The organism is Syntrophales bacterium (assembly GCA_030655775.1).
Taxonomy (GTDB): Bacteria; Desulfobacterota; Syntrophia; order Syntrophales; family JADFWA01; genus JAUSPI01.
In genome coordinates this window covers 1-17314 of the sequence record JAUSPI010000111.1, presented here as the reverse complement: position 1 = coordinate 17314, position 17314 = coordinate 1, and the positions used below count along the sequence as shown (strand labels likewise).

19 protein-coding genes are annotated in these 17314 nt (G+C 45.0%); 9 read left to right on the top strand and 10 right to left on the bottom strand.

Annotated elements, in window-relative coordinates:
• Positions 1-245 precede the first annotated feature (245 nt).
• From Q7J27_05835 to Q7J27_05810, 6 genes are all read right to left on the bottom strand, one after another.
• Positions 246-1907, bottom strand: coding sequence for a transposase (locus tag Q7J27_05835; GenBank protein ID MDO9528663.1), 1662 nt, complete (start codon positions 1905-1907; stop codon positions 246-248).
• 312 nt (positions 1908-2219) lie between these two features.
• Positions 2220-3368, bottom strand: a complete 1149-nt coding sequence (locus Q7J27_05830) for a radical SAM protein (GenBank protein ID MDO9528662.1) — start codon at positions 3366-3368, stop codon at positions 2220-2222.
• Between the two features lie 261 nt (positions 3369-3629).
• A complete protein-coding gene (locus tag Q7J27_05825; GenBank protein ID MDO9528661.1) occupies positions 3630-4412 on the bottom strand; it encodes a M23 family metallopeptidase in 783 nt (260 codons plus the stop codon).
• 66 nt (positions 4413-4478) lie between these two features.
• Positions 4479-5066, bottom strand: coding sequence for a YqaA family protein (locus Q7J27_05820; protein ID MDO9528660.1), 588 nt, complete (start codon positions 5064-5066; stop codon positions 4479-4481).
• Complete coding sequence (locus Q7J27_05815; GenBank protein MDO9528659.1) at positions 5054-5707, bottom strand: protein-L-isoaspartate(D-aspartate) O-methyltransferase; 654 nt, start codon at positions 5705-5707, stop codon at positions 5054-5056. The genes Q7J27_05820 and Q7J27_05815 overlap by 13 nt, the downstream gene beginning before the upstream one ends.
• On the bottom strand, positions 5707-6060 hold the full coding sequence (locus Q7J27_05810; GenBank protein ID MDO9528658.1) for a hypothetical protein: 354 nt from the start codon (positions 6058-6060) through the stop codon (positions 5707-5709). Before Q7J27_05810 ends, Q7J27_05815 begins: the two co-directional genes overlap by 1 nt.
• A gap of 431 nt (positions 6061-6491) precedes the next feature.
• On the opposite strand from Q7J27_05810, the gene Q7J27_05805 reads away from it, so the two are divergent.
• The gene (locus tag Q7J27_05805) at positions 6492-7031 is read left to right on the top strand and encodes an O-acetyl-ADP-ribose deacetylase (GenBank protein ID MDO9528657.1); all 540 of its coding nucleotides are present in this window, start codon (positions 6492-6494) and stop codon (positions 7029-7031) included.
• A 178-nt stretch (positions 7032-7209) separates the two neighbouring features.
• A complete protein-coding gene (locus tag Q7J27_05800; protein MDO9528656.1) occupies positions 7210-8136 on the top strand; it encodes a carbohydrate kinase family protein in 927 nt (308 codons plus the stop codon).
• A gap of 85 nt (positions 8137-8221) precedes the next feature.
• Here the strand turns inward: Q7J27_05800 and Q7J27_05795 are convergent, their stop codons facing one another.
• Positions 8222-8572 carry a molybdenum cofactor biosynthesis protein MoaE gene (locus Q7J27_05795; protein ID MDO9528655.1) on the bottom strand — a complete coding sequence of 117 codons (351 nt, stop codon included), beginning with the start codon at positions 8570-8572 and terminating at the stop codon, positions 8222-8224.
• A gap of 152 nt (positions 8573-8724) precedes the next feature.
• Between Q7J27_05795 and Q7J27_05790 the strand changes: the two genes are divergently transcribed.
• Positions 8725-9234 carry a DUF721 domain-containing protein gene (locus Q7J27_05790; GenBank protein MDO9528654.1) on the top strand — a complete coding sequence of 170 codons (510 nt, stop codon included), beginning with the start codon at positions 8725-8727 and terminating at the stop codon, positions 9232-9234.
• Here the strand turns inward: Q7J27_05790 and Q7J27_05785 are convergent.
• Both Q7J27_05785 and Q7J27_05780 read right to left on the bottom strand, forming a co-directional pair.
• Positions 9197-10015, bottom strand: coding sequence for a methyltransferase (locus Q7J27_05785; GenBank protein MDO9528653.1), 819 nt, complete (start codon positions 10013-10015; stop codon positions 9197-9199). The genes Q7J27_05790 and Q7J27_05785 overlap by 38 nt on opposite strands.
• Complete coding sequence (locus Q7J27_05780; GenBank protein ID MDO9528652.1) at positions 9996-11237, bottom strand: DUF1015 family protein; 1242 nt, start codon at positions 11235-11237, stop codon at positions 9996-9998. Before Q7J27_05780 ends, Q7J27_05785 begins: the two co-directional genes overlap by 20 nt.
• A 301-nt stretch (positions 11238-11538) precedes the next feature.
• Between Q7J27_05780 and Q7J27_05775 the strand changes: the two genes are divergently transcribed.
• Together Q7J27_05775 and Q7J27_05770 are read left to right on the top strand one after the other, a co-directional pair.
• The gene (locus Q7J27_05775; GenBank protein MDO9528651.1) at positions 11539-12033 is read left to right on the top strand and encodes a YqiA/YcfP family alpha/beta fold hydrolase; all 495 of its coding nucleotides are present in this window, start codon (positions 11539-11541) and stop codon (positions 12031-12033) included.
• 74 nt (positions 12034-12107) lie between these two features.
• Positions 12108-12518: a 4Fe-4S binding protein gene (locus Q7J27_05770; GenBank protein ID MDO9528650.1), complete on the top strand. Its 411-nt coding sequence runs from the start codon at positions 12108-12110 to the stop codon at positions 12516-12518.
• 99 nt (positions 12519-12617) lie between these two features.
• On the opposite strand, the gene Q7J27_05765 is transcribed toward Q7J27_05770, so the two are convergent.
• Positions 12618-12923, bottom strand: a complete 306-nt coding sequence (locus tag Q7J27_05765; protein ID MDO9528649.1) for a hypothetical protein — start codon at positions 12921-12923, stop codon at positions 12618-12620.
• A 180-nt stretch (positions 12924-13103) separates the two neighbouring features.
• Here Q7J27_05765 and mnmA point away from each other — a divergent pair, with 180 nt between their 5' ends.
• From mnmA to Q7J27_05745, 4 genes are all read left to right on the top strand, one after another.
• The gene (gene mnmA / locus Q7J27_05760; protein MDO9528648.1) at positions 13104-14261 is read left to right on the top strand and encodes a tRNA 2-thiouridine(34) synthase MnmA; all 1158 of its coding nucleotides are present in this window, start codon (positions 13104-13106) and stop codon (positions 14259-14261) included.
• A 129-nt stretch (positions 14262-14390) separates the two neighbouring features.
• The gene (gene mtaB, locus Q7J27_05755) at positions 14391-15719 is read left to right on the top strand and encodes a tRNA (N(6)-L-threonylcarbamoyladenosine(37)-C(2))-methylthiotransferase MtaB (GenBank protein ID MDO9528647.1); all 1329 of its coding nucleotides are present in this window, start codon (positions 14391-14393) and stop codon (positions 15717-15719) included.
• A complete protein-coding gene (rnc, locus tag Q7J27_05750; protein ID MDO9528646.1) occupies positions 15712-16419 on the top strand; it encodes a ribonuclease III in 708 nt (235 codons plus the stop codon). Before mtaB ends, rnc begins: the two co-directional genes overlap by 8 nt.
• On the top strand, positions 16416-17314 hold an 899-nt coding region (locus tag Q7J27_05745), incomplete at its 3' end, for a radical SAM protein (protein ID MDO9528645.1). The genes rnc and Q7J27_05745, both read left to right, overlap by 4 nt.

The window sequence follows — 17314 nt, the reverse complement described above, 5'->3', positions numbered from 1 at the left end:
CTGGATATTCGACATAAGCCCAAGCGCAAACAGCAAGTCGCGCTATAAGGTGCGCCATGAGGCCACAGACCCTGCATAGAGCGTTTTTCTCGCCAGGATAAGGGAGTAATAGCTTGAATAAAATTAAGGAGGCTGAGAGTGGCCGGCATTTTTCTGGAAAAGATACAGGATGCCGGAAAATGTATGCGGGCCTACAGATAACCTGAGAGAATATTGTCAGGTGGGGATCGGAACGAGCTTAATGTTTACTCAAGCAAGGCTCCGTGCTTACGCAAAACATCTTCCCGCGTGATTTTGTCGGGAACTCCACGGGGCTTTAAAACTGTTTTGCCGCAGAGGATCAGAATTTCATAGAGATAAAATATGGCGTAGCGATCATAGTGAAAGACAATACATTTGTTGGAGTTTTCCTGCCGTACTTTCTGGCGGAACTTCCTGATACCTGTATCTTCGCCTGCGTCTTCAAGCTCTTCCTGCTTAATCATCCAGTCACGGAAGGCCCTGGTTAGTGCCATGGTCAGAATGGTGAGATAGGCATGGACAAGAAAGCCGGCCTTGCTGTTTTCCGGCGGTCTTTTGATAAACCATCCCTGTTTTGATTCCCTGAACAGTGAGTTCTCGATTTCACTGCGGGCGTCATAACCGTCGTAAACCTTCAGCGGCTTGCTGGCAGGCCCATTGGTCAGGATAACCAGTGTCTTGACATCAGGATTCTTTTCCCTGTATGGATCATGCAAAACAACTACCGCGTTAATGGGATCTGGTATAAAATCGTTTCTGTTTTCATGGCTGCCGCTGCCAAGTTCACCGTAAAACCCGGCGGTCGTCAACCCCTCAAGCCCTACAACATCCCAGGTGTCGATAACCTGCTTCCTGTTCTTTCCATGCCCTGTGGTTCTCTTACGCTCTCTTGTGACACGGTTGCCTGTTTCCACCAGCGAGAGGGCGTCATCGTAGACATATTGGTTTGACTTTGCCGGAATATAAAAGATGATCCCTTTGCTATTGAGCCACCATAACAGCTTGCCGCACATAAAACCGCGATCCAGGGCAATAGAGACAATCACGGCATGTTCTCCAAGGTTGGTAATGGCCTGCTCTATAACCTCTCTTGCCAGAAGAACATCGTGGGTCTCAATAGTGGCAAAACGCATGGCAATGGGAAGACCACTGTTCGGGTCCCAAACCACCCATATCTTGAAACCAAACACCGTGACCCTGATCTTTTTGATTCTTCCCCTGCGTCGCCTGAGTTCAGGGCCTTTTTCCTTGGTCACCTTACCCCGGCTCTCGCATCGCTCGGTGGATTCAAGGTCGGAGGCATCAAGCAATGCCTTTATTTTACGAGGGAAAAATGAGTTCGCCGCCAATATTGAAATGATTTTATTAAAAACCCGCTCCAGGGTTTTGCCGGTAATAGCGACAATAAACGATGCTATAAATTCCGGACAAACCGGTCCCCTTATCGCGGTGTTCTTTTTGTCCTCCCAGTCAGTTTTCGATTTATCAAGACTTCGCCGGTTAACGCCCTGCTTGACCTCATGGCCATTAAATCCTACGAGACGCATAAGGGATTGAGATTGCAATAAAACCGGCCCGGCATGGTAAAAAAACTTCAACCCTGCTACAATACGCATCAGATAGATAAGCATAACCGCGGAAAAAGGAACCGGGCTCTGCCGTTTGCAACGACGTCGCGGGGCAAGCTGTTCGAGAACTTTCATGATACCGAGTTCGTCCAAAAAACAGAAAAATTCATCGAATAATCCGGCATCACCAAGTCCGTATATTTCATGAACTTCCTGTTCATTAGTGAGTTTCTCCGCGATCCCGGCCTGATCTCTTTTGGCGGTGTGCCAGACAAGCCGCTTGAATATGGTTTCTGATGCGTTTTTGATGATATCCATGGTCCCACCATACAGCACAAAAGGCTATTTGTCAAGTGGCGGGGTCGCGTAACCTGTTGATATCATTGGATAAACCAGCCGCCACATTTGACTTTCCTGACATTTTGTGGGAACCAAGTGGGGAAGGGGTGTGTCATCCTTGAATGTCGTTGCAAGAAGGAGACATCAAGGGCATTGTGGGGTCTGATTTGAGCAAGGCGCAGGGCGAGAATGAATTTTCACTTTTGCGTTTTTGTTGAAGTTTTTTCAATTTTTTTCAAAAAAATTATGGCTTATGTCGAATATCCAGACGGAAGGAATTCTGGATGGACACTAAATGTAGTTATGCATAATACTGTATAAATCCCTATCCATCTGGCCATGATCTTTTGCCCGATACTGTTCCACGATATTTTTTAATCTATGATACATCCCCACATCCGAAAGATCGTCGAGCTTCCTGTAAATTCCCCTTCTCCTTCCCAGCCTGTATACGGCCCTCTCCTCTTCCGACAAACTGAAATATCTGTCTATTATGGCAAGAAGCCTTTCCTTATCCCCTGGAAGAGTCCCCTCTAACTCCTCCAGAAGATTTAATATATGATCACTGACAATTGTACTTTCAATACCATCAAGGTTTTTAATGAACAATCCTATTTCTTTTAATATGTCTTCATCCCCTATCGGTCTGAACTCTCCCTTCTTCATCATTTCAGAAAGATCAGTATCCCTTCGCACCTGGAGTGTCCTAAGCCTTATAAATTGGGGATTTATCTGATTCAATGTCTTTGCTGTTTCCTCTGCATGTTCCTTCGACCACCTGTCACCTCCAAGCCCGGGCATTACATACTCGGAAAGTGAGATACCCGATGCCCTGATCCTCTTACCGCCTTCAATATGCTCAAAGGCAGTAACACCTTTTCGGATAAATTTCAGCAGGGGATCATAACCGGTCTCCATACCAATATGTATTCTGGAAAGACCCGCCTTATGAAGCCGCTTAAAATCTTCGACGGATTTCCTGGAAGCGGTATTCGAACGGCAGTACGAGGTAATCCTCTTCACACCTGGAAATTTATCACGGATGAACGAAAGTACCTCAACCAGGTCATCGGTCTTCATAATAATAGAGTTTGCATCCTGGATAAACACAGATTCGCCACCGAAGTAAAGCCAGGCAGCAACAGACCTGAAACTATCGTCGAAATGATTGCCGTTATTAAAGATCATAGAGAGTATGCGCTCCGTAACCTCTCCACCCTCTTCATTTTCCCATGACATCTCTCTTATCCGGTCAGAAATATCCTTCGCCCTTTGTATATCATCTTTAATTTCCTTAACAGATCTCATCCCAAACTTACTTCCACGGTAAGTATGGCAAAAAGCGCATTTGTTCCAAGGACAATTTCTTGTGGCCCTGATAAGAAGACTCTTAGCCTCGCTGGGTGGTCTTATATGCCCCTGCTCAAACGCAAAATCCACTTTCACTCCTCTTATGAACCAAAGTTACATCTTTAAGTAATATAATCACGAAAGGTAACCGGGTCAACACGCAAATACCCGAAAGTTGAAAACCCTTCCCTATTCTGCAAAGATTGAAACTCCCCACCTACAAGGCGGGATTTGCGGGTGCGCTCCCGGTCAAAAGAATGTGGCTTCACCTAACCCGGTCAAATCTAAAAAGAAACAAGGATTTTTACTTGCAAAAGTTATCTGTCAAGGCGTTGAAGGGAAGGAAACCCTTTATTGTGGAAGGAAAAAGAGGGGATTTCTGGCCTTGTTCCCGCACCGGATTTCAAAGTGAACATAAGGCCCGCTACTGTTCTCCGGTTTTCCTAAAAGGGCAATCTGATCTCCCTTTTTAACACTATCACCGGCTTCCACTTTTCTACCTTTCAGATAAGCATACACCGTCGCATATTCATCTTCATGCTTTATTATAATTGTATCACCAAAATATCTCAGCGGGGCAGAGTAACTTACCGTCCCACCTGCCGCAGCCACAACAGGAGTCCCCTCCCTCGCCGATATGTTGATCCCGTTATATTTCATGCCGCTTGGCTGGATACCGAACCTTGAAACCACCTTGCCTTTTACCGGCCATATAAAACGCTTACTATCAAACATTAGCTTTACATGTGGCTTGGTTTTTCCTTTGGCCATATAAACCGTTTTGCGCTTTATCTCCTGTCTTGACGGTATTTTCTTTTCCACCTTCTTCGAGGAACTTAATTTACGCTTAACGGAAGATTCGGACTTTTCGACGGGACGGCTTAAATCCACGGCCTGATCGGCACCGGGAATAAAGAGTACACTATCGGCCTTTATAAGGCGGGGATCGGTTATATTATTTATCTCGGCCAGATCCTGAATATCGGTATTGTATACTTGAGCAATTCCCCAGAGCGTTTCGCCGTTCTTTACACAATGGTAAATCCCTTTTGCACGTTCAGATTCCTTATAATGCACCGCACATGAGGGAATGAACAGAAATATCAGCAAAATAAACACTATTTTTTGACGCAAAACGCTTTACCCCGCTAACAAAGTCTGTTTCAAGTGGTGGAACCTTCAACCTTTGAAGCTATATTTTTATGGATAAAAACCAATCAATATAAAACCGGCCACAAGGAGAAGGACAAAGAGCACTGCAAGAATATTAAAATACCGCCCTATAAACGTTCTTATCTGTTCCCCGAACATGTATATCAACCCCGCAACAAGAAAAAATCTCGCCGACCTGCTCACCACAGAGGCCAGCAGAAACACCGAAAAGTTTATCCTGAATGCCCCTGCCGAAATGGTAAAAACCTTATAAGGTATCGGTGTAAATCCGGCTATTCCAACCGCCCATGCATTATACCGGTTATAAAGTTCAGCCACACTTTCATATTTATCAGTCAACCCATAGAAATTCAAGATGCCAAACCCGATGAATTCCATGAATTGATATCCAATCAGATACCCGAACATACCGCCAAGTACAGACCCCACCGAGCATACCAAGGCATACCGGAAAGCCCTTGCAGGAATCGATACCGCGAGAGCGATGAGGAGAACATCGGGGGGCACCGGAAAGAAACTTGACTCTGCAAAGGCGAGCAGAAAAAGCGCCCATAAACCGTATGGTGTCTCTGCAAAGCGTTCAACCCAATCGTATAATTTTCTTAACTTCCCCACCCATGCTCCCCAATAAGATTAACAAAACGGCATCCACCAAGGTCTTCCTTTTTTATATCTTCAATGTTTTCCGACAGGCGTGTCAGCTTTAACAGCGTCTGTGAATGTCGACTTCCAACCGGCACAACGAGTCTTCCTCCGACGGCCAGTTGCTCTAAAAACGGTTTTGGAACATCAGGGGCACCTGCCGTAATGATGATCGCATCAAAGGGAGCCTCTTCCTTCCATCCGTACGTTCCATCTCCCACCCTGATCAGCACATTGAAACAACCGAGCGAATCGAGCAACGCCCTTGCCTTACTGGCAAGAGAAGCTATCCTTTCAATGGAGAACACCCTGTCAGCAAGCTTTGAGAGTACCGCACTCTGATATCCGCACCCCGTTCCAATTTCAAGAACCTTTTCATCGCCTTTCAATTCCAGCGCCGCGGTCATAAGGGCGACTATATACGGCTGGGATATTGTCTGTCTTTCCCCAATCGGGAGAGGATTGTCATTATATGCCTGATTTATCAACCCTTCATCGACAAAAAAATGCCGTGGGATCATTTCCATAACTTTCAGTACCCGTTCATCCCCGACCCCCCTTGACCGTATCTGAGAATCGATCATTCTCATCCTCTGTTTTCTATACTTGTCCATTACAGCCCCTGATTCGACATATATCTCTTTTGCGGAGGAATCCCGTATATCTCCTCAACCTGTTTATGCCTGCGAAATCCAACAGCCTCTCTGATTACAATGAGGTAGTAATATCTGAGTTTGGCATATTCCCTTGTCCTGTTATACCTGTCTATCTCCCCGTTGATTTCTCTTACCGCCCTTTCTGTCCCATCATCCCCGGACCGAATAAACGCTTCTTTTGAATCAATTATTTTCTCTATCTCCTTGAGCTCTTTCAGGACGGCAAACAGACGTTCGCCGGCACGTCCAAGGGCTTCCGCTCTCTCCTGGAGTATTTCTTCCTGGGTTTTTTCGAATCCATTTTTCAACATATCAAACACTTCCACAGCAGATCATGCGGCATTCACTAGTGAATTACCCCTCCTACAAGGCGGGGCATCTCAAGTAATCTCCTCCCCCTTGATGGGGGAGGACTAAGGTGGGGGTGAAAAACATTTCAGAATTCCCCCTCTCCCTAACCCTCTCCTACCGGGGGAGAGGAAAATATAAGGATGCCATCCCTCCCCGTGCACAGCACGGGGTATTCTGGCATGATTTCATAAAAAGGGGTGGGAGATTACCTGCGTTACCTACCATTTAACAGTTCAGTTTTCAACAGAAAAGCTTCAGTATAACGTTCGAAACTCTCGGCAAGGAAAACGCGCTATCTGCATTTTCACTTTACAACTGAGCTGTGTTTCGTTATTCTTCTTGGGATCAGGGTTGAAAATCATCGAGGATGCCGGTCGACGGGGAGAGAACAATGAAGCCAGAGGTCACGATAAACCGCTCTCTTTTATCCCTTATTGAGGGCGATATAACGAATGAAGAAACAGAGGCCATAGTAAACGCTGCCAACACGAAGCTCGCCGGGGGTTCAGGTGTGGACGGCGCAATTCACAGGGCCGGCGGCCCATCCATTATGGAAGAATGTCGAAAAATAGGACGCTGCCCGACAGGCCAGGCGGTTATTACCACCGGAGGGAATCTCAAGGCAAAATACGTGATCCATACAGTAGGCCCCGTATATATAGATGGAGCCGAAGGTGAGGCGGAACTGCTGAAGAGTGCATACCGGGAAAGTCTCAAACTCGCCTCAGCAAAGGGGCTGAAAAGTATCTCCTTCCCCGCTATCAGCACAGGTGTCTACGGTTATCCCCTAAGCGAAGCGGCCACTATCGCCATTAAAACGGCTATCGATTACCTCAAAGAACACACCGATATAGAAACAGTTCGTTTCGTTCTCTTCGGAAGCAAGGCATACAATACCTTTTCAGAAGAACTGAAGAAGCTGATGGCTTGAGGCACAAAGGCACATAGTTGCAAAGGCACAAAGAATTATTCCTTTACCAAACTAAAGTCTTCGCCTAAAGGCGGGGTTTTCTCCCATTTCTCGAATGGGACAATAAATCTGGGAACAATTTCTTGTTGACACAGAAGTGTCAGTTTCATATATTTTATTACCGATAAGGAGTATTGCGATGCAGATTTTTGTTTCAGGATCTTTGGCCTATGACCGAATAATGGATTTTCCCGGAAAGTTTGCCGATCACATCATGCCGGATAAACTTCATATTATCAATGTTTGCTTTATGGTCAACGGGCTTAAGGAAAATTTCGGCGGTACAGCCGGAAACATTGCATATAACCTGGTCCTCTTGGGAAAACTACCTTTGATTTTGGCTACGGCCGGCAAGGACTTTGACCGGTACGAAGAATGGCTGAGCAAACATGGCCTTCCCCTGAACGGGATCAAGCGCATTGACGAAGAATTGACAGCAGGGGCATATATTACCACTGACATGGCCGATAACCAGATCACCGGATTCAATCCGGGAGCCATGAAGTACCCCTCCCTGTTCCAATTTGACGGTATTGATCCACATAATGCCATCGCCATCGTGGCACCCGGCAGCCTCGAAGATATGCTTGTCTACAGCCGGACTTACAGGGAGCTTCAAGTTTCCTACATCTTTGACCCCGGTCAGTCTATACCGGCTTTCACGGGAGACCAGCTTGCCGAGATGATTACGGGCTCGGATATTCTAATCTCCAATGACTACGAACTGGAAATGATTATGGAGGCCACCGGGCTGGACAAAGATGGTTTAATGGAACGGACCAAAGCCATTATTACCACACTCGGCGAATACGGTTCCCGGCTCGCTACACAAAATCAAGAAACGGCTATCCCTGCAGCAGCTCCGGTCAGGGTGTCTGACCCCACAGGGGCCGGGGACGCCTATCGAGCCGGCCTCATCAAGGGGCTGGTCATGGGGAAAGACCTGGTGGACGCCTCAAAAATCGGGGCAACGTGTGCCAGCTACGCAGTGGAGTGTTGCGGTACACAAGAGCACCGATTCACCGAAGCGGAATTCTGGAAGCGGTACGAGGACAATTTCAGTTGAGACACAAAGTAATATTAAATATCAAAATGCAAAATTTAAAAGTAAAATGATTTTTAATTTTGATATTTGATGTTTTAATTTCCCCTTACATCTCCACCTTCCGGGTTACATCATTCTTGATCATGTTGACTGCATCCATTAGAGCAGAAAACACGTTTTCCCTGAAATCGCCCGCCACCACGATAAACATAACATCATCCCCGGGAAGGAGCTTTCCCTCGTTTACATCAGCTAACACCTCTATTATTCCGGGACGCATCTTCATCTGAGCGACTATCTCTGCCAATCTCTCTCTATCTGCATTAACCACGAGACTGGAAACCCGTTTTCCGTCTCTCGATGTTTCCCTCACCACACCGTTGTGGCAGAGTATCATTCCTGCCTTATGATAGTCGGGATGTTCTTTCACACTCTTGATCATATCGGACAAATTCATACCAGCCTCCTGATAAAAAAGATGTTAAAGGCTACGGGTGAAAGGCTAAAGGTAGAAAAAACAACATCTTAGCCCTTAGCCGTTTGCCTTTGACCTTTAACCTTTAACCTTTCGCCTTTTATCAATTGCTCCCTTGACTAAAAGAGATATTTATGAAAAAAAAAGGTATGTATCGAAAACGAAAATACCAAAAAAATCTCCAGAAACTCGGTGATGTTCTGCAAAAGACATTGAAAAATTTGAACATCTCCAAAAATTTTACAGATCATAAGATATTGGATGCCTGGAATAAGGCAGTCGGACCACAGATATCAGCCCAGACACACCCTGATAGATTAAGAAAAAACACGCTCTTTGTAAAAGTTTCAAACTCCATCTGGATGCATCAGCTCCAGTTCATGAAACTGGACATAATCGACAAAACTAACAAAATCTTCGGCAAGGAAATGATAAAAAATATCTACTTCTCTGTCGGGGTAATACCGAAAAACGAAGAAAATTTCATATTTCCTGAACAACACTCATTGAACGAACGGGACAGTAAAATGATCAGAGACAGTGCGGCCTCCGTATCGGATAAAGAGCTGTCCAATATACTGAAAAGGGTAATGACCAAAGAAATAATCAGGAGGAGAATGAGGGAGAAGCAGAAATCTCCTTAAAAATAGTCTCCATCTCATCTGTATACCCTCCATTTTCTTGATAAATAAAAAGGGGCGGCAAGACCTTCAGTTCTTCTCCTCCACCCTTTTTACCCTCCACCAGCAAGAATTCACCCTCTGAAAAATGGCTGGAGTATACCATCCGGAGTCTCTTAGGCTCAATACCGCATGTTCTCATCTGGAAAAGCAGTTCCACCATCCTGACTACGGGATAGACAAGGTATACACTGCCTGTTTCCTTTACTATATACTTAGCCGATAATAGAAAGTCACGAATTGTACCTTTTATCTCATGTCTTGCTACGGCCTTCTCCAGATCGGGATTTATCCTTCCCGAATTTAACCTTCTGTAAGGAGCATTGAAGATCACCGCATTGAATGATTGCGGAGTAAAAAGAGCTTCAACCTCGCCGATATCACCCGAAACAATCTCAATCCTGCTTTCGAGATTGTTCATTTTAACGCTCCGTCTTGCCATATCAGCAAGCTCGTGCTGGATTTCTACTCCGACCATCTCCCCACAGTGAAATCGGTGAGAAAGAATCAACAGTATAACTCCACCCCCTGTTCCCAGATCGATGACACTATCATCTCTCTTCAGCTGGACAAAATGGGTCAGGAGGAGAGAATCAACAGAAAATCGGTATCCCCTTTTTTTCTGCAGAATTTTGAGTTGGCCTCCGAGAAGATCATCAATCGTTTCCCCTTCCCTTCTCAGATTAATATCTATCTCTTTTTGTCGTACCGTATTTCCCGCCATATTATTCCAATAGATGAACAAATATGCCGCTCCTCGGTTTGGGTCCAAACCAGGTAGATTTCGGAGGCATTATCCTTCCCGCATCGGCAATATTCATCATTTGAGTCAGAGTCGTCGGATACAGGGAAAACGCCACGGCGAACTCACCTGAATCGACAAGCTCCTCCAGTCTCCCCATCCCTGCCGGGCCGCCGATAAAGTCAATCCTTTCATCACTCCTCGGATCACTGATACCGAGTATAGGGTTCAATATATTATTCTGAAGTATAGAAACATCGAGAATGCCCTCGACATCATTTTTATCATAACTGCCGTCCTTAGCTTTCAGCCTGAACCAGGTGCCGCCTAAATACATCCCAAATTCATGCAATTCTCCGGGTGATTTATCTTCGAAATTCCTGGATATCGAAAATTTTTCAGCAACTTTCTTGATAAATTCTTCTTCACTCAAGCCATTCAAATCTTTGACGATCCTGTTATAATCCATTATCCTGATCTGATCATGGGGAAAGAGAACGGCCATCATGTAATTGTACTCCTCATCCCCTCTATGATTCTGATTCTCGATCCTGCGCTTCCCGGCAACCGTCACGGCAGCCGCCGCCCGGTGATGACCATCCGCTATATACAGTGAATCTATCTCTAAAAATTCTTTTTTTATATTCTTGATATCCTCTTCATTATCGGCAATCCAGGCCGTATGAGAAATACCGTCATCAGCAGTAAAATCATACTCGGGCCAGGCATTTGTAATCTTTTCAACAATCCGATCAATTGAATCTCTGCCCCTGTAAATTGTCAGTACCGGTCCTGTATGGGCATTTACCGCGGCTATATGTTCTGTTCGGTCAATCTCCTTATCCACCCGTGTCAATTCATGTTTTTTTATCCGGCCGGATTCATACTCCTCAACACTCACTCCGGCAACTATTCCATACTGTTCATGTTTGCCTTCTCTCTGGCGATATATGTAAAAACATGGCACACTCTCCTGGAATAAAATGCCCTCGTTGAGCAGTGTATCAAAATTTTTTCTTGCCGTTTTGTAGACTATATTGTCATGGATATCCACCTCCGGCGGCAAATCTATTTCCGATTTTATTACATGTAAAAAGCTTCTTGGATTTCCTTCAGCTATTTTTCTTGCTTCGTCCGAACTGACAATATCATAAGGATACGAAGCTACCTCTTTAACAAATTCCTTCCGTGGTCTAACAGCCCTGAAGGGAACAATAACAGACATAAAAATTTCCTCCACCTGAGTTCAGGGCATTTTTAACACACCGGCACATTCAAAGCAACGCAAAAACAGACAAGAAGAAATCTTTCACTTTTTTCTCAATTATAGTATTAATGAGCTACTGTCGTTTTGTGCCTCTAACCCGTAGGGCAGGGCTTTAGCCCCTGCATGAACAACAGCAAGCCTGAAGGCTTGCCCTACTAAAGACGGAGGCTTTATCCCAAAGGCTTGCCCTGCAAGGGCGGAGGTTTTATCCCATTTCCACAGGAAAACAATAAAACCACATCAAGAAGAAAGATTAACTATGAACGCTACCAGACTTTTCATCCATGGCCTCGAAAGCAGCAGCGGGGGAACCAAAGGCGTCTTTTTCAGGAAACAATACCCCGATATGATTATCGAAGATTTCAGGGGATCACTTGAAGAAAGAATGGTCAAACTGAACAAAATCCTCTCGGATAAAACAGACTTGATACTGGTAGGATCCAGTTTCGGGGGGCTTATGGCCGCCATTTACACCTGTAACAACAAAAATAAGGTAAAGAAACTGATTCTGCTGGCACCGGCTCTCAACCAAGAAGAATTTAAATCATATCTGGATAAGAAAGTCGACGTTCCGGTTACTGTTTATCATGGCAGGAATGATAATGTGGTACCGGTGGAATCCGTCCGAACGATCGCCTGTTCGGTCTTTACAAGGATAACCTACAATATTGTCGACGATGATCATCCCCTCAGAGAAACATTTAAGTCCTTTGACTGGGATGAACTGTTAAGTTTAGATTCTGTCATGAGATAAGTGTTTTTATTTCTTGACAAGATTCGCTTGCTAACTTAGCATCTAAAGAAAATGCCGGAGATTAAAGAGACAACATGTATTCAAAAAAGGTGGTTATACGCTATTCCGCAGATATTATAGATCAACCGATCATATATCAGCTTGCAAAAAAACATGACTTGGCATTCAACATACTGAAAGCGAGGATATTCCCTCGAAGAGAAGGGATAATAGTGCTGGAACTGAGCGGTACGAAGGAAAACTTTGACAAAGGCATCCGATTTCTTAAAGAGACGGGGCTAAAGGTCGAACCACTCTCGAAAAGCGTCACTCAAAACATAGATAAATGCGTCCATTGCGGTGCCTGCACGGCATTCTGTCCAACCGATGCACTCCACTTAGATAAAATATCGATGGAGGTACTTTTCGACCCGGAAAAGTGCAACGGATGTGAATTATGCGTCTCAGCCTGCCCGGTAAGAGCAATGGAGGTAGATCTTTTTTAACATAAGCATAAGAGCCGCTGCCTGCCTGTACGTACCCGCACGCAAACATGCCCTACCTCTATGTGCCTTTGTTACTTTGTGCCTCTGTGCCTCAATCTATTAATCCGAAGTGGCTTTCTTCACCCGTTCCACTATCCCCTCCAGGTCTTTCACAAGTTTTTTCCCCTTTTCAACTACCTTACCGGTCTTGTCCTTAACTTCACTAATTGTTTTCTTGACATTTTCAGGAAATTCTTCAGGAGCCTTGTAATAATAATACCCGCAGAGAGCTGCCAAAATTAGACCGGATATCAATACCATTTTTAACAATTTCTTAAAAATGAAGAAGACCATCAGAAGTACAACAGCTGCAAGTACAATAAGGGCAATTGGATTGGCCGACAAATAATTGATGAATTCTTCCACAACAGGACCTCCTTGCTTGATTGTAAAACCTATATTTTCCAGTAGATTGCTACTGCATAATCCGGGTTAAAGGATTAGCATAAATGTTCATTAAAATCTATCCAATCTTTTACACTTGACAAGGATAAGTCTTAGTCTTAGTGTCTTGCATTAAATATCCACCGGAGCGCTATGGATCCAATGAACGGGAAAAAGGTACTGGTCGGTATAAGCGGTGGTGTCGACAGCTCGGTTGCGGCATTTATCCTCATGGAAAAGGGATATTATGTGGAGGGTCTCCACATAATGAACGGATTCCCGAACAGGGGTGAAAGAGATGCACAATTGGCGGCCACAAAATTAAAAATCCCCCTCCGCAAAATCGACCTGACAGTTGAATTTAAAAGGGAAGTGGTAGATTATTTTATTTCTGAATATATGGCCGGAAGGACACCCAATCCTTGCATTAAATGCAACAGGGAAATAAAATTCAAATATCTTTTGAAAAAGGCAAGAGAATGGAATTTCGATTATATCGCCACCGGTCACTACGCACGTATCGAACGTGACATTAGTGAAAACAAATTGAAGCTCCCCGCAACAAGTTGCGGGGAATCTCCGACTGTTAAGGAAAATGTTTTTCGTGTTCGCTCGCTAACCCCGCAACAAGCAGCGGGGAATGCGCTCGCTGTTCAGTTCAGTCTCCTTAAAGGAGTCGACAGGAACAAAGATCAATCTTATTTTCTCTTCTTTTTCGGTCAGGAGGAACTCGCTAAAATCCTCTTCCCGAATGGAGATAAGACAAAAGGGGAGATAAAAAGGATCGCCTCACAAATCGGGCTTGAATCCTTAGCAATAAAAGAAAGTCAGGAGATATGTTTTATCCCCGACAACAATTACAGGAATTTTATCAGGGAAAATGTTAAAGCAGTATATCCTTCGCCCGGGAATATAATCGACAGAGAAGGAAACATCCTCGGCAGACACCCAGGAATACATTCTTTCACCATTGGACAGAGAAGAGGTCTCAACATCTCTTCAACGCACCCCTATTATGTCCTTGAAATCAACAAGGAAAAAAATGAGGTCGTCGTCAGTAGAGGCGATGATCTTGACCTCCAGGGGCTTACAGTTAAGGATGTCTGCTGGGTTTCCCCTGATTATCCCGGACGGGAAGAAATAGAGGCGACTGTTCAAATAAGATACCGCCACAAAGGCACCCTTTCACGAATAACCACAAACCGCTTAGACAAAAGGACCTATGTAAAATTTATAAACCCGGAAAAGGCGGTAGCACCGGGCCAGGCGGCGGTCTTTTACCGTGGAGAACAGCTTCTCGGTGGCGGATGGATTGAGTAATTACCCATTGCGGGTTCTGAGTTCTGAGTTCTGGGTTCTCAGTTAAAAAACCCGGAACTCAGAACTTTGAACTTTGAACTTTGAACTCAGAACTTTAAGCTCGAAACTTTGAACTTTGAACTTTGAACTTTGAACTCGAAACTCTCATACAAAATAGCGGTAACTACGCTCGGATGCAAGGTCAACCAGTATGAATCCGCCGGCATCATCGAAAAGCTTGCCGGAAGTGGTTTTATCAATGTGCCTTTCAACAACTCAGCGGACATGTATATCATAAATACGTGCACCGTTACCGCCAGAACGGACTACCAGTCGAGGCAGCTGATAAGAAAAGCCTACAGGAACAACCCGAAAGCCTCCATAATAGTAACGGGATGCTATGCTCAGAGAGCCCCCGGCGATTTATCCGGACTTCCGGGGGTGGCCGCTGTGGTGGGAAACGCAGAAAAAGAAGACATACCCGATATTATCCGGAATATGGTAAACGGGGAGCAGCAGATCCTCGTCGGCACAATCGGTCACGTTAAAAATATTTCAGGGTTCCCTGTTACGAGATTTCCGGAACACACAAGGGCATTCCTCAGGATACAGGACGGATGCAATTCCTTCTGCAGTTACTGTATCGTTCCCTATTTGAGGGGACGAAGCAGAAGCCTTCCCGAAAAAGATGTCCTCGATCGGATCGGGATACTTGGAAAAGCGGGACACAGGGAAATTGTCCTGTCGGGCATCCATTTAGGCGTCTACGGCGAGGACCTCTCTCCCCCCGCGAGCCTCCTCACCCTTCTGAAAAAAATAGAGGAGAATAAAACGGTGGAAAGGCTGCGCCTGAGTTCCATAGAACCGACCGAGGTAACAGATGAAATGATTTCCCACATAAGGGATTCAAAAATAATCTGCCCGCACCTTCACATACCGTTCCAGAGCGGAGATAATAAAATATTGTCACTCATGAAAAGGGATTATAACACTAAACTGTTCAGAGGCCTCATAGAAAAGCTCCTGAACGCAATACCGGACATCGCCCTGGGTATAGATGTCATGGTCGGGTTTCCCGGAGAGGGAGAGAAGGAGTTTGCAAATACCGTTGCATTTATCGAGGAAATACCTGTCGCATACCTTCATGTGTTTCGATACTCTAAACGCCCCGGAACCCGATCATCGGCTCTCCCCGGCGAGGTTGCAGAGGATGTTAAAAAGGAACGCTCGAAGATACTTAGACTGCTCGGAAAGGAGAAACGGGCAGCCTTCGCTGAAAGATTTATAGGAAAAAGTCTCTCTGTTTTAATTGAAGACAAAAAAGACAGGGATACCGGGCTACAGAAAGGGTTTTCAGAAAATTACATCCCTGTTCTTATTACAGAGAACACCGCATCTCTTGCCAACAATATCGTTGCCATCATAGCAGATAAGAGAGATGGAGGAAAACTACTCGGAAGGAAAATCGCACATGGATAAAGAGAGAACTGAAAAACTCAAGGATTTCGAGAAAAGAATTTCTTATACTTTTAACGATATAAGCCTCTTAGATAATGCCCTCACGCACCGATCGTATGTGAATGAGAAACAGGAACTCTTGTGCAAGGATAATGAAAGGCTGGAGTTTCTGGGAGACGCCGTACTTGAACTCTGTATCAGCGATATATTGATGAAAAAATTTCCGGATTATACAGAGGGGCAACTTTCAAAACTGAGGGCATCCCTGGTCAATGAACAAGCACTCTCTGAACTGGCAAAATTTTTCCACCTCGGCGTTTTTATCCTGCTCGGCAAAGGGGAAGAATCCTCCGGTGGCAGAAATAAACGATCCATCCTCTCGAACACCTTCGAGGCGTTGATGGCCGCAATATATCTCGATTCCGGATACGAAAAGATCCACAGGCTTATAACCGACCTGTTCCAGGCCTTAATCGTAAATGGGCTTGATCAGACCATTTACAGGGACTATAAAACTTACGTCCAGGAGATCAGCCAGAACAGATTTAAGGTAATACCGGAATACGCACTAATTAATCAATATGGCCCCGATCACGATAAAATATTTCAGACAGAACTGGTTATTCCAGGCATACTGAAAACAACCGGTACCGGAAAAAATAAAAAGGACGCGGAGCAACAGGCAGCAAAGAAGGCTTTAGAAGAACTGGAAGAGAAATGACGCAACTGATAATTCCCATATTTGTCATCTACCGCGGATGCCCGAATCGATGCGTATTCTGCAATGAAAAAATAACTGCCGGTGATTTCCCTGACAGAATAACAGAAAACACATTCAGGGAAACAGTGTACAGGTATCTCAATAATAAACGACGAAAGGCAGATAACATCCAGATAGCGTTTTACGGCGGCAACTTTACCGGCATCGATAGAGCCTATCAAACCGAACTTTTAGGGTTTGCACAACACTTCATAGAAAAAGGGCTGGTAAACTCCGTCAGGATTTCCACAAGACCCGATCATATCGATAATGAAAGTTTGAGCCTGCTTGAAAAATTTCATGTCAGGACTGTAGAGATCGGCGCTCAATCAATGGTTGATGAGGTTTTGAATCTTTCCAACAGAGGACACTCAGCCGCAGATGTGAAAAACGGAATAAGGATTCTCAAAGAAAGGGGGGTCGAGACGGGCATGCATCTCATGGTGGGACTCCCCGGAGACACCGAAAGCAGATTCAAATACACAGTTGATGAAACCATAGCTCTCCATCCCGATACGGTGAGAATCCATCCGACCATCGTCTTCAGTGATACTGCTCTGGCAGAGTCTTACCGCAATGGAGACTACCGTCCGATGACCATCGGCGATGCGATCGAATATTGCAAATACGCCCTTATGAAATTTGAAGAAGCTGATATTACCGTCATAAGGCTCGGTCTTCAGACGACGCGAGAGATGGAAGAGGACGGCAGTATTGTAGCGGGGCCATTTCATCCCGCATTCAGATCACTCGTCGAGGGGTCTATCTTTCTCGATATGGCATCTTCTCTCCTGGAGCGGACCCGAATCAGAGACAAGGAGATAACGTTTACTCTCTCTCCGGGAGATGTTTCAAA

Bases quoted from the DNA above. Each gene is read 5' to 3' on its own strand.
- Q7J27_05800 (MDO9528656.1), top strand. From the start codon at position 7,210: ATGCAGATTTTTGTTTCAGGATCTTTGGCCTATGACCGAATAATGGAT.
- Q7J27_05815 (MDO9528659.1), bottom strand. From the start codon at position 5,707: ATGGACAAGTATAGAAAACAGAGGATGAGAATGATCGATTCTCAGATA.
- Q7J27_05835 (MDO9528663.1), bottom strand. From the start codon at position 1,907: ATGGATATCATCAAAAACGCATCAGAAACCATATTCAAGCGGCTTGTC.
- Q7J27_05775 (MDO9528651.1), top strand. From the start codon at position 11,539: ATGAACGCTACCAGACTTTTCATCCATGGCCTCGAAAGCAGCAGCGGG.
- rnc (MDO9528646.1), top strand. From the start codon at position 15,712: ATGGATAAAGAGAGAACTGAAAAACTCAAGGATTTCGAGAAAAGAATT.
- Q7J27_05810 (MDO9528658.1), bottom strand. From the start codon at position 6,060: ATGTTGAAAAATGGATTCGAAAAAACCCAGGAAGAAATACTCCAGGAG.
- mnmA (MDO9528648.1), top strand. From the start codon at position 13,104: ATGAACGGGAAAAAGGTACTGGTCGGTATAAGCGGTGGTGTCGACAGC.
- Q7J27_05770 (MDO9528650.1), top strand. From the start codon at position 12,108: ATGTATTCAAAAAAGGTGGTTATACGCTATTCCGCAGATATTATAGAT.
- Q7J27_05790 (MDO9528654.1), top strand. From the start codon at position 8,725: ATGAAAAAAAAAGGTATGTATCGAAAACGAAAATACCAAAAAAATCTC.
- Q7J27_05795 (MDO9528655.1), bottom strand. From the start codon at position 8,572: ATGAATTTGTCCGATATGATCAAGAGTGTGAAAGAACATCCCGACTAT.
- Q7J27_05805 (MDO9528657.1), top strand. From the start codon at position 6,492: ATGAAGCCAGAGGTCACGATAAACCGCTCTCTTTTATCCCTTATTGAG.
- Q7J27_05780 (MDO9528652.1), bottom strand. From the start codon at position 11,237: ATGTCTGTTATTGTTCCCTTCAGGGCTGTTAGACCACGGAAGGAATTT.